This window comes from Variovorax sp. JS1663, from assembly GCF_002157355.1.
Classification (GTDB): domain Bacteria; phylum Pseudomonadota; class Gammaproteobacteria; order Burkholderiales; family Burkholderiaceae_C; genus Variovorax.
This window is the reverse complement of record NZ_LYMK01000039.1, coordinates 54,814-66,239: the sequence shown is the minus strand read 5'-3', so window position 1 is coordinate 66,239 and position 11,426 is coordinate 54,814. Positions and strand designations below refer to the sequence as shown.

Here is an 11,426-nt window from a genome sequence, read left to right as displayed (position 1 = left end):
TCGTCACTTCGTGTACTTCGCGCACCCCCTCCTGAAGGAGGGGGCGAGCGCCTTCGGGCGGCCGGGCGGCGCTCACAGCGCGCCCCCGCCCTGGGGCGAAAAGGGCGATACAGAGGGCGTCTCGGCTGGCGGCAGCGTCATGGCGCGGGCCGCCTCGGTCTGCCTGGCACGGAAGGTGTCGAGCCGCTCGCGCAGCGCCGGGTCGGCCCCGGCCAGCATCGCGACCGCGAACAGGGCGGCATTGGCCGCGCCGGCATTCCCGATGGCGAAGGTCGCGACCGGCACGCCCTTGGGCATCTGCACGATGCTGTAGAGGGAATCCACCCCCTGCAGGTGGCGGCTGGCGACCGGCACGCCGAGCACCGGCACCGTGGTCTTGGAGGCCAGCATGCCGGGCAGGTGGGCCGCCCCGCCGGCGCCGGCGATGATGGCCGCCAGGCCGCGTCCGGCGGCGCTTTCCGCGTAGGCGAACAGTTCGTCGGGCATCCGGTGGGCGGAGACCACCCGTGCCTCGTGGGCGATGCCGAATTGCTGGAGAATCTCGACCGCGTTGCGCATCGTCTCCCAATCGGAGTTCGAGCCCATCACCACGCCGACCTGAATGGCTTGCTTCATGGTTTCAATTTTACGTTTCACCCTCATCTCCCCGCGATGATCGACATCACCCTCGAAAACTTCCAGACCGAGCTGATCGACGGCTCGATGACCACTCCGGTGCTGCTCGACATCTGGGCCGAGTGGTGCGGACCTTGCAAGCAGCTCGGGCCGGTGCTCGAAAAGCTCGAGGTCGAGTACGGCGGGCGCTTCGTGCTCGCCAAGCTTGACGCCGACAAGGTGCCACAGATCTCGCAGCAGCTGAGCCAGATGTTCGGCGTGCGCAGCATCCCCTTTTGCGTGATGTTCAAGGGCGGCCAGCCGGTGGACGGCTTCGTCGGCGCCATTCCCGCCGACCAGGTGCGCGCCTTCCTCGACAAGCACGTGCCGGGCGCGGACGAGCTCGAGGCGGCCGAGCACGAGGAGGCCGCGCAGGACGCGCTGGCCGAGGGCGACACCGAGGGCGCGCTCGAGAAACTGCAGCACGCGGTCGCCACCGACCCCGCCAACGACGACGCGCGTTTCGACTACGTGAAGCTGCTGCTGCAGCAGGGCCTCGTCGACGAGGCCAAGGTCGCTTTCGCGCCGGTGATCGCCAAGGCGCCGTCGGTGCGCCGCTTCGACGCCCTGCAGCGCTGGATGGACGCGATCGACTTCGCCGAACCGGCCTCGGGCGCGGCGCCGGCGATCGCGGACGCCGAGGCACGCATCGCCGTCAACAAGCGCGACTTCCAGGCCCGCTTCGACCGCGCCCGCCTGCTGATGGCCGCGCAGCGCTGGACCGATGCCATGGACGAGCTGCTCGACATCCTGATGCGCGACAAGGCCTGGAACGAGGAGCTGGCGCGCAAGACCTACATCGCCATCCTGGAGATCATCGAGCCGCCGAAGCCGAAGGTGGCGGACGGCCAGATCCCGCCGGACGACCCGACGGTGGCAACGTATCGCCGACGCTTGAGCAGCGTGGTGCTGAGCTAGAACTTTCGAAGGCCGCGAGGCTCGCATTACGATTGGCGGGTTTCAATGTGTTGCAGAAGGAAAGTCCGGCCATGCGCTTCCTCTCCCTGACCACGGCCTTGGTGGCTTCCGCGCTGATGTCCGGCTGCGGCAGCGGCATCAATCTGGACGAGCCGATCGAAGGGCCGATCTGGCAGCTGGAGCAGCTCGGCAGCGAGCTGATCGAGCCGAGCAGCGACCCCCGGCGCAATGCCCAGATCCAATTCGAGCGCAGCAGCGGAAGGGTCAGCGGCTCGGGCGGCTGCAACCGCGTCACCGGGACCTACGAGCGCAGCGGCAGCACGCTCAGGCTGCGCCAGCTGGGCGCCACCCGCATGGCGTGCCCGAACGAGGCCGCCAACATCAACGAGACCCAGTTCTTCGCCGCGCTGCAGGCCACGGCGAGCTACCGGCTGCAGGGGAACTCGAAGCTGTCGCTGCTGGATGCGAACGGGCGCACCGTCGCGACGCTGAGCAACGGCAGCGCGCGCTGAGGCGTGCCATCCCTGGGCCTCACCACTTGGCTGGCAGCGCCTTGAGCAGCAGCAGGCGCTGCCCGTTCATCGCCACATAGCCGCCGGTCTCCAGGTCCTTCAGCAGCCGGCTCACCATCTCGCGCGAGCAGCCGATCTCGCTGGCGATCGCCTGGTGGGTCGGGCGCTCCATCTGCCAGCCACCCTCGGGTAGCGGCTGTGAACGCGTCTCCAGCAGCGCCTTCAGCCGGCTGTAGACGTCCAGCAGGGCCATGCTGCGCGCACTCTGCGTCGCCAGCCGCGCACGCCGGATCAGCCGCCCGATCAGCGACATCGCAAACTCCGGCTCCTCTGCAATGTGCTTGAGCACCGTCTCCCGCGTCACCACCGCACACACCGACGCCTCCACCGCCTGCACGCTCGCCGAGCGCGGCCCGCCGTCGAGCGACATCTCCCCGACGTACTCCCCCGGCCCATGCAGCCCCAGCGTCACTTCGCGCCCGCGCGCATCCGAGACGAAGGCGCGCAGCCGGCCCGACAGCACGATGTAGACGGAGCCGCCCTCGTCGCCCTCCTCGATCAGCATGGCATGCGCGCGATAGCGTCGCTGTACGCCCAGCCCCGCCAGCCTGCGCAGCGGCGGCGGCAGTTCGTCGAGGGGATCGGCGCGGGATGCGACGGGCGTCGGCGGCATGCGCGGACTATACGGCCCGCACCCCCTTCGGCGCGAGCCGGCGGCGAAGCGGACCCGGCGGACAGGCCGCCGGTGCGCACACACGCCGATTCAGTCCGAACCCACCAGCCGCAGCGCTGAGACGATCTGCGGCATGCGCGAGAGCTCGCGCACGATCTCGCGTACGCTGCCGCGGCCGGTCTTCTGCCGCACGTTCTTGATGTGGGTGCGCACGGTGGAGACGCGGATGCCCTGCAGGCAGGCGATCTCCTGTGCACCGTGCCCGGCGCACAGCTGGGTCAGCACGGCCTGCTCGGCCGGCGTCAGGTGCTTGGCGCGGGCGAACATCTGCATGGTGAGGGTCTCGCAGGTCGAGCGCCGGCTGCACATGATCAGCACCGTGTCGACGGTGGCGCTGCCGTGCAGCACCGCCAGCGGCACGAAGGCCAGGGTGAGCGGTTCGCCCTCGGCGTCGAGCTCGACGATGCTGCGGCAGTCGCGCTCCGCGTCCTTCAGCGCCTGGCGGATCCGCGCCTGCCAGGCAGGGAGCGCGGTCCACAGCATGCCGTCGACCTCGCGCAGCGCCCGCCCGCCCGCGAGCTCGCGCCGCGCAGGCCGGTTGGCATGCAGGAGGCGGCCGGTCAGGTCCACCAGCAGCAGGCCATGGTCGATCTCATCCAGCACGCGCGCCAGAAGGCCGGCCTGGAGGGCCTCGGGCGGCGCGTCGTTGCGCGGAACGGGCGTTACGGTGGCAATCGCGTTCATGGCACTTTCCTCATCCGTCGGTCTTGGTAAGAGGAAAGTTTGAACAAACCCGGCCTGGCCGGGCGGTGACTATTGCCGCCGGATTTGTGACTTATTCACGCCGGCCAGCAGCCGCGCAGTCTCAACTGGTCAGCCGCTGGAGGGCCTCGCGGTACTTGGCGGCGGTCTTCTCGATCACGTCGGTGGGCAGGCGCGGCGCCGGCGGGGTCTTGTCCCAGGGCTTGCCGTTGATCTTGACGGCCTCCAGCCAGTCGCGCACGAACTGCTTGTCGTAGCTCGGCGGGTTGGCGCCGGCGGCCAGCGCGGCCTGGTAGGCTTCGACCGGCCAGTAGCGCGAGCTGTCGGGGGTGAGCACCTCGTCCATCAGCACCAGGGTGCCGGCCTCGTCCAGGCCGAACTCGAACTTGGTGTCGGCGATGATCATGCCCTTGGTCAGCGCGATGGCGGCCGCCGTCTCGTAGATCGCGATGCTGGTGTCGCGGATCTGCTGCGCGAGCGCGGGGCCGACGATCTCGACCACGCGCTCGTAGCTGATGTTCTCGTCGTGCGCGCCCGCCGCCGCCTTGGCCGCCGGCGTGAAGATCGGCCGCGGCAGCTGGCTCGCATTGCCCAGGCCCTCGGGCAGCGGCACGCCGCAGACCGAGCGGCTCTCCTGGTATTCCTTCCAGCCACTGCCGGCCAGGTAGCCGCGCACCACGGCCTCGACCGGAATCGGCTTGAGGCGCTTGACCAGCATCGAGCGGTCCTGCACCTGGGGGATCTCGCCCGGCGCCACCACGCTCTCGGGCGCCTCGCCGGTCAGGTGGTTGGGGCACAGGTGGCCCAGCCGGTCGAACCACCACAGCGCCATCTGCGTGAGGATCACGCCCTTGCCGGGGATCGGCTCGCCCATGATCACGTCGAAGGCGGACAAGCGGTCGCTGGCCACCATCAGGATGCGGTCCTCGCCGACGGCGTAGTTGTCGCGTACCTTGCCGCGCGCGAGCAGGGGGAGGCTCTGGATGGAGGAGGTGTGGACGGTGGTCATGGCGGGGGATGGAACAGCGGAAACGGGGAACGACCGAGATTGTGCGCGCAGAAAAAAGCCACCGCGAAGGTGGCTTGGCCGGGAAGGCGAAGGGATCAGACCACTTCCTGCGCCAATTCGCCCTTGGCGTACTTGGCGGCCACGATCTGCAGGGTCTCGCCCTTGATCTTGGCGGCCTGGCCTTCGCAGCCGAACTCGATGTAGCGCTGCTTGCAGATCTGCTTGGCGGCCTCGCGCGCGGGCTTGAGCCATTCGCGGGCGTCGAACTTGTCCGGGTTCTCGGCCAGGAACTTGCGCACCGCGCCGGTCATCGCCAGGCGGATGTCGGTGTCGATGTTGATCTTGCGCACGCCGAACTTGATGGCTTCCTGGATTTCCTCGACCGGCACGCCGTAGGTTTCCTTCATCTTGCCGCCGTACTGGTTGATGATGGCCAGCAGGTCCTGCGGCACGGAGGAGGAGCCGTGCATCACCAGGTGGGTGTTGGGAATGCGGCGGTGGATTTCCTTGATGCGGCCGATCGCCAGGATGTCGCCGGTAGGCTTGCGGCTGAACTTGTAGGCGCCGTGGCTGGTGCCGATGGCGATGGCCAGCGCGTCCAGCTGGGTCCTCTTGACGAAGTCGGCGGCCTGCTCCGGGTCGGTCAGCAGCTGCTCACGGGTCATGGTGGCGTCGGTGCCGTGGCCGTCTTCCTTGTCGCCCTTCATGGTCTCGAGCGAGCCGAGGCATCCCAGCTCGCCCTCCACCGTCACGCCGACCTTGTGCGCCATGTCCACCACCTTGCGGGTGACGTCGACGTTGTAGTCGTAGCTGGCGATGGTCTTGCCGTCGGCTTCCAGCGAGCCGTCCATCATCACGGAGGAGAAGCCCAGGTTGATTGCGCCCTGGCACACGTCGGGGCTCTGGCCGTGGTCCTGGTGCATGACCAGCGGCACGGTGGGATAGGCCTCGATGGCAGCCAGGATCAGATGCTTGATGAAGGGCTCGCCCGCGTACTTGCGCGCGCCGGCGCTGGCCTGCAGGATCACTGGCGCGCCGGTTTCCTTGGCCGCTTCCATCACGGCCTGCACCTGCTCCAGGTTGTTGACGTTGAATGCCGGGATGCCGTAGCCGTTGGCGGCGGCGTGGTCGAGCAGTTCGCGCATCGAGACGAGTGCCATGGGATTACCTCGCGGGGGGAAGATTAAGAAGGAAAAACTACCGCGATTCTACCGAGCACCCCTGTGGGACAGGTCCGACGACCCTGCGGGGACGGGGCCGCATGCGCCGGATGCTCAGCCGACGCGGCAGATCTTCAGCATATTGGTGCCGCCCGGCGCGCCCATCGGCTCGCCGCAGGTGATGGCATAGATGTCGCCGGTCTGCACGATGCCGCGCTTCTTGAGGTGGGCCTCCGCCCGCTCCAGTGCGGTATCGCGGTCGGTTTCGGCGTCCATGAGCAGCGGGCGCACGTTGCGATACAACGCCATCTTGCGCTGGGTTGCCAGGCGCGAGGTCAGGGCGTACATCGCGATGTGGGCCCGATGGCGGCTCATCCACAGCGGGGTCGAGCCGGATTCGGTCAGCGCGACGATGGCCTTGGCACCGAGGTGGTGCGCGGTGAACAGGGCGCCCATGGCGATCGACTGGTCGATGCGGCTGTAGGTCTGGCCGCTGAAGTCGGCGTCGAGGTGCTTGTCCTCGGCCTGCTCCGCGGCCTCGCAGATGCGGCTCATTTCCTGGACGGTCTCCAGCGGGTAGCGGCCGGAAGCGGTCTCGGCCGAGAGCATCACCGCGTCGGTGCCGTCGAGCACCGCGTTGGCCACGTCGCTGACCTCGGCGCGGGTGGGCACCGGGTTGCTGATCATGGATTCCATCATCTGCGTGGCGGTGATGACCACCTTGTCCATCTCGCGTGCCATGCGGATCATCTTTTTCTGCAGCGCCGGCACGGCGGCATTGCCCACTTCCACCGCGAGGTCGCCGCGCGCGACCATGATGCCGTCGCTGGCGCGCAGGATCTCCTCCAGCTTCGGGATCGCCTCGGCGCGCTCGATCTTGGCGATCAGGCCGGGCTTGTGGCCGAACTCGGCCGCCGCCACGCTGCACAGCTGGCGCGCCATCTCCATGTCGGTCGCGTTCTTGGGGAAGCTCACGGCCACGTAGTCGGCCTGGAAGCTCATGGCGGTCTTGATGTCCTCCATGTCCTTCGCCGTCAGGGCCGGCGCCGTCAGGCCGCCGCCCTGCTTGTTGATGCCCTTGTTGTTGGAGAGCTCGCCGCCCAGGCGCACGGTGGTGTGCACCGCCTCGCCCTTGACGGCGTCGACCGTGAGCACGATGAGCCCGTCGTTGAGCAGGAGGCTGTCACCCGCCTTCACGTCGCGCGGAAGGTCCTTGTAGTCCAGCCCGACGGCGTCGACATCGCCCAGCTCGGTGCGCGCGCCATCGAGGATGAACTTCGCCCCGGGCTCCAGCCACACCTTGCCCTCCGCGAACTTGCCGACGCGGATCTTCGGGCCCTGCAGGTCGGCCATGATCGCCACCTCGCGGCCCGCCTTGCGCGACGCCTCGCGCACCATGGCGGCGCGGTTGATGTGATCCTGTGCCGTGCCGTGGCTGAAATTGAGGCGCACCACGCTGACCTTGTGGTGGATCATCTGCTCGAGCAGCTCGGGCGTGCTCGAGGCCGGGCCGAGCGTGGCGACGATCTTGGTGGCGTGGCGGGGAGGGCGGGTCGTGCTCATGCTGCGTGTCTCCGGTTTGTATTCCGTACTGTATACACTTTTTCCGGCATCAGCCAGCGCTATTTAACGCTCCCTTCATGACACGCCGCCGATCCGGCTTTGCCGGGCCCCGCTGGTGTCGCCCCCTGTGAGGGGGTCGGCGAAGCGACACGCAGTGCGCGCAGCCTGGGCGAGCGCCTATCCAGCTCGCTTTTCCAGGATCTCGAAGGCGGGCAGGGTCTTGCCCTCCAGCACTTCGAGGAAGGCGCCGCCTCCGGTCGAGATGTAGCCCACCTGGTTCTCGATGCCGTACTTGGCGATGGCAGCCAGCGTATCGCCGCCGCCGGCGATCGAGAAGGCACTGCTGTCGGCGATGGCGCGGGCGATGGCTTCCGTGCCCTTGGAAAAGGCGTCGAACTCGAACACGCCCACCGGCCCGTTCCAGACGATGGTGCCGGCCTCGCGCAGCTGCGCGGCCAGTTGCGCGGCGGTCTTGGGGCCGATGTCGAGGATCAGGTCGTCCTCGGCCACGGCCGCTGCGTCCTTGACGGTGGCTGGCGCATCCGCGGCGAAGCTCTTGGCCGTGACCACGTCGACCGGGATCGGCACCGCGGCGCCGCGCGCGCGCATGGCCTCGATCACGGCGCGGGCCTGGTCCTGCAGGTCCGGCTCGGCCAGCGACTTGCCGATGGGCAGGCCGGCGGCCAGCATGAAGGTGTTGGCGATGCCGCCGCCCACGATCAATTGGTCGACCTTGCCGGCCAGGCTTTCCAGGATGGTGAGCTTGGTGCTGACCTTGGAGCCCGCGACGATCGCCACCAGCGGCCGCTTCGGATCGGCCAGCGCCTTGGTGATGGCGTCGATCTCGGCCGCCAGCAGCGGCCCGGCGCAGGCGACCTTGGCGAACTGGGCGATGCCGTAGGTGGTGGCCTCGGCGCGGTGCGCGGTGCCGAAGGCGTCGTTCACGTAGATGTCGGTCAGCGCGGCCAGCTTGCGGGCCAGCGCCTCGTCGTTCTTCTTCTCGCCCTTGTTGAGGCGGCAGTTCTCCAGCAGCACGACCTGGCCGGGCTTCACGTCGACGCCGTCGACCCAGTTCGAGACCAGCGGCACCTCGCGGCCGAGCAGTTCGCCCAGGCGCCTGGCGACGGGGGCCAGGGAGTCCTCGGGCTTGAACTGGCCCTCGGTCGGACGGCCCAGGTGCGAGGTGACCATCACTGCGGCGCCCGCTTCCAGCGCCTGCCGGATGCAGGGCACCGAGGCACGGATGCGGGTGTCCTCGGTGATGTTGCCGGCATCGTCCTGCGGCACGTTGAGGTCGGCACGGATGAACACGCGCTGGCCGGTGGCCTTGCCTTGCGCTGCGAGGTCGGTGAATCGAAGAATGTTCATGGAGTCGGGCGGGGTGGAAGCGATGGGAGTGCCTCGAAAAGAGGCAGGGGTGATTGTAGGTTTGCCCGCGGGCCGCGCTGTATCAGCCCGCAAGCCAGAAGGTGTGAATGAATCCGGCATGGCGGGTTGTTCGCGCCTTCTCAGGGTTGCTGCGCGAAGCGCTGCAGGATCTCGACGAAGCCCGCCGCTGCCGGCGAGAGCGAGCGGCGCGCGGCCGCGTACACGCAGACCTCGCGATGGAAGTCGGGCCGGTCGAGCCGCACCATCTGCAGCCCATGGGCGCGCACCAGCGAGGCCGAGTAGGTCGGGCAGACCGTCAGCCCGAGGCCCGAGGCGACCATGCCGAGCGCGGTGGTCATGTACGACACCTCCTGCGTGGAGGCCCGCTGGAGAAAGCCGCGCGCCTCGGCCTCCAGTTCGGGCAGCACGCGTTGGCGAAAGTCGCGCGTGGGGGCGATGAAGGTGTAGGGGCCGAGTTCGCTCCAGCGCACCTTGCGCCGACGTGCGAAGGGGTGGTCCGGTGGGCAGATCAGCCAGTGGCGGTCCCGGAACAGGGTGCGGCGCTCGATCGCGGCGGGGTCCACCGCGGCATCCTGGCCCACCGCGAGTTCCGCCTCGCCTGACGCCAGGCCCGCCAGCAGGTGCTCGGGCAGCGTGTCGGCCAGGCGCACATCGATGTCGGGGTAGCGCGCGCGGTAGGCGGCGATCACGCGCGGCATCAGCGTGCAGGCCATCAACTGCGGCGCGGCCAGCCGCAGCAGGCCGCGCTTCTTGTCGCGCAGCTCGGTCACGCCGGCCACCGCGCCCGCGAGGTCGGCCAAGAGGCGTTGCACCGAGGGCTGGAAGGCGCGGCCCGCTTCCGAGAGCAGCACGCGCCGCGTATGCCGGTCGAACAGCTGCACGCCCATCTCGCGCTCCAGTTCGCGCACCAGCACGCTGAGCGCCGACTGGGTCAGGTGCAGGCGGGCGGCTGCCGCGGTGAAGCTGCCGGTCTCGGCCACCGCGTCGAAGGCGCGCAGTTGGCGAAGGGTCAGATTCATGTCCTCAGTTCATCAATCAATGAATTTATTTCGATTGAATCATAAGAAGAAGGAAGGCCCAATCGGCCCCATTCCCCACGGAGACAAGCCATGCCCCCTGCCGAGACAGCGCCCCCCGTGCCCGCTTCCGTTCCCGTGAGAGGGCTGCACCACTTCGCCTGGCGCTGCCGCGACAGCGAGGAGACGCGCCGCTTCTACGAGGACCTGCTGGGCCTGCCGCTGGTGCACGTGATCAAGAGCGACCACGTGCCGAGCACCGGCGAGTACTGCCCCTACGTCCACATCTTCTTCCAGATGCGCGACGGCTCGTACATCGCCTTCTTCGACCTCGGCGACGACACCGCCGCGCTGCCCTCGCCCAACACGCCGGCCTGGGTCAACCACATCGCGCTGCGGGTGGACTCGGTGGCCGACCTGGTGGCCGCGAAGGCACGGCTGCAAGCCGCGGGCGTCGAGGTGCTGGGCGTGACCGACCACCACATCATCGAGTCGATCTATTTCTTCGACCCGAACGGCCTGCGCGTGGAGCTGACCACGCCCGCCGTGCCGCCGGCGGAGATGGAAGCGCATGCCCGCAGCGCCCATGCCGAGCTGGATGCGTGGACCGAGCGCAAGGCGCAGCTGCGCGCGAAGGCGGCAGCATGACGGACCTGCAGCTCGCCGTCATCGACGTGAAGCCCGGCGCTTCGATGGAAAGCCAATCGGGCCTGCAGATGCTGCGCCCGCGCATCTATGGCGCCTACCGCGCGCCGTCCGGCCCGAAGAAGATCGCGGCGCTGGTGATGCACCCGACGAGCAACTTCATGGGCCACTACCTGATCGAGCCGCTGGCCGCGCGCGGCATCTGCTGCATGGGGCTGAATTCCCGCTACATGGGCAACGACACGGTGCTGCTGATGGAGCGCGCCATCCAGGACCTGGGGGCGGGCGTGCAGTTCCTGCGCGGCCTGGGCTACGAGAAGGTGGTGCTGATCGGCAACTCGGGCGGCGCGGCGCTCTCGAGCTTCTACCAGGCCCAGGCCGAAGACCTGACGGCGCACAGCTTCCCCGACGGCGACCCCACGCACCTGCACCCCGGCGACCTGCCGCCGGCCGACGGCATCGCGCTGTGCGCGGCGCACCTGGGCCGCTCGCGGCTGATGCGCGACTGGATCGATCCCTCCGTCACCGACGAACACGACCCGCTGTCGGTGGACCCCGAGCTCGACATGTACGACCCGCGCCATCGCATGCCCTACGACGCCGGCTTCCTCGCGCGCTTCAGCGCCGCGCAGAAGGCGCGCCTCGATCGCCTCGAGCACTGGGCCCTGGAGCGGCTGCGCCTGCTGCGCGGCACGCCCGGCGGGCCGCGCGACCAGGCCTTCGTCGTCTACCGCACGCACGCCGACCCGCGCTGCGCGGACCTCTCGATCGACCCCAACGACCGCGCGCCCGGCAGCGTCTGGGGCGATGCACGGCAGGTCAACTACTCGGCCAACGCGATGGGCCGTACCACCTCGCTGACCGCCTTCCTCTCGCAATGGTCCTCACGCTCGCAGGCCGACGGCCCCGCGAACCTGGCGCGCACCACCTGCCCGAAGCTGCTGCTGACCTACACCGCCGACCAGTCCACCTTCCCGAGCACGCGCGACACGTGGCTCGCGGCCGGCGGCGCGCGCATCCGCAACGTGGACATCGTCGGCGGCAACCACTATCTCGCGGGCCAGCCCAAGCTGGTGCCGCAAGCGGCCGACACGATCGCGGAATGGGCGCACACCCTGTGAGCCG

The 11,426-nt window shown here is 69.0% G+C and carries 12 protein-coding genes; 4 read left to right on the top strand and 8 right to left on the bottom strand.

The window, feature by feature from the left end:
• Nucleotides 1-72: 72 nt before the first annotated feature.
• Nucleotides 73-615 (bottom strand): 5-(carboxyamino)imidazole ribonucleotide mutase, encoded by a 543-nt coding sequence (gene purE, locus A8M77_RS26355; RefSeq protein ID WP_086924484.1) that lies wholly within the window; start codon nt 613-615, stop codon nt 73-75.
• 36 nt (nt 616-651) lie between these two features.
• Here purE and A8M77_RS26350 point away from each other — a divergent pair, with 36 nt between their 5' ends.
• Nucleotides 652-1,572 (top strand): tetratricopeptide repeat protein, encoded by a 921-nt coding sequence (locus tag A8M77_RS26350; protein WP_086924483.1) that lies wholly within the window; start codon nt 652-654, stop codon nt 1,570-1,572.
• 71 nt (nt 1,573-1,643) lie between these two features.
• Nucleotides 1,644-2,084, top strand: a complete 441-nt coding sequence (locus A8M77_RS26345; RefSeq protein WP_086924482.1) for an META domain-containing protein — start codon at nt 1,644-1,646, stop codon at nt 2,082-2,084.
• 19 nt (nt 2,085-2,103) lie between these two features.
• Here the strand turns inward: A8M77_RS26345 and A8M77_RS26340 are convergent, their stop codons facing one another.
• The 7 genes from A8M77_RS26340 to A8M77_RS26310 all read right to left on the bottom strand — a co-directional run bounded on the left by A8M77_RS26340 (nt 2,104) and on the right by A8M77_RS26310 (nt 9,659).
• Complete coding sequence (locus A8M77_RS26340) at nt 2,104-2,757, bottom strand: Crp/Fnr family transcriptional regulator (protein ID WP_086924481.1); 654 nt, start codon at nt 2,755-2,757, stop codon at nt 2,104-2,106.
• Between the two features lie 90 nt (nt 2,758-2,847).
• Nucleotides 2,848-3,501, bottom strand: coding sequence for a helix-turn-helix transcriptional regulator (locus A8M77_RS26335; RefSeq protein ID WP_086924480.1), 654 nt, complete (start codon nt 3,499-3,501; stop codon nt 2,848-2,850).
• A gap of 121 nt (nt 3,502-3,622) precedes the next feature.
• On the bottom strand, nt 3,623-4,528 hold the full coding sequence (locus A8M77_RS26330; protein WP_086924479.1) for a phosphoribosylaminoimidazolesuccinocarboxamide synthase: 906 nt from the start codon (nt 4,526-4,528) through the stop codon (nt 3,623-3,625).
• A gap of 95 nt (nt 4,529-4,623) precedes the next feature.
• Nucleotides 4,624-5,688 carry a class II fructose-bisphosphate aldolase gene (gene fba / locus A8M77_RS26325; RefSeq protein ID WP_086924478.1) on the bottom strand — a complete coding sequence of 355 codons (1,065 nt, stop codon included), beginning with the start codon at nt 5,686-5,688 and terminating at the stop codon, nt 4,624-4,626.
• A 114-nt stretch (nt 5,689-5,802) separates the two neighbouring features.
• The gene (gene pyk / locus A8M77_RS26320) at nt 5,803-7,251 is read right to left on the bottom strand and encodes a pyruvate kinase (protein WP_086924477.1); all 1,449 of its coding nucleotides are present in this window, start codon (nt 7,249-7,251) and stop codon (nt 5,803-5,805) included.
• Between the two features lie 177 nt (nt 7,252-7,428).
• Nucleotides 7,429-8,619 carry a phosphoglycerate kinase gene (locus tag A8M77_RS26315; RefSeq protein WP_086924476.1) on the bottom strand — a complete coding sequence of 397 codons (1,191 nt, stop codon included), beginning with the start codon at nt 8,617-8,619 and terminating at the stop codon, nt 7,429-7,431.
• A 140-nt stretch (nt 8,620-8,759) separates the two neighbouring features.
• Nucleotides 8,760-9,659, bottom strand: coding sequence for a LysR family transcriptional regulator (locus A8M77_RS26310; RefSeq protein WP_086924475.1), 900 nt, complete (start codon nt 9,657-9,659; stop codon nt 8,760-8,762).
• 90 nt (nt 9,660-9,749) lie between these two features.
• Here A8M77_RS26310 and A8M77_RS26305 point away from each other — a divergent pair, with 90 nt between their 5' ends.
• Both A8M77_RS26305 and A8M77_RS26300 read left to right on the top strand, forming a co-directional pair.
• A complete protein-coding gene (locus A8M77_RS26305; protein WP_086924474.1) occupies nt 9,750-10,304 on the top strand; it encodes a VOC family protein in 555 nt (184 codons plus the stop codon).
• A complete protein-coding gene (locus tag A8M77_RS26300; protein ID WP_086924473.1) occupies nt 10,301-11,422 on the top strand; it encodes an alpha/beta hydrolase in 1,122 nt (373 codons plus the stop codon). Before A8M77_RS26305 ends, A8M77_RS26300 begins: the two co-directional genes overlap by 4 nt.
• The last annotated feature ends 4 nt before the right edge of the window (nt 11,423-11,426 follow it).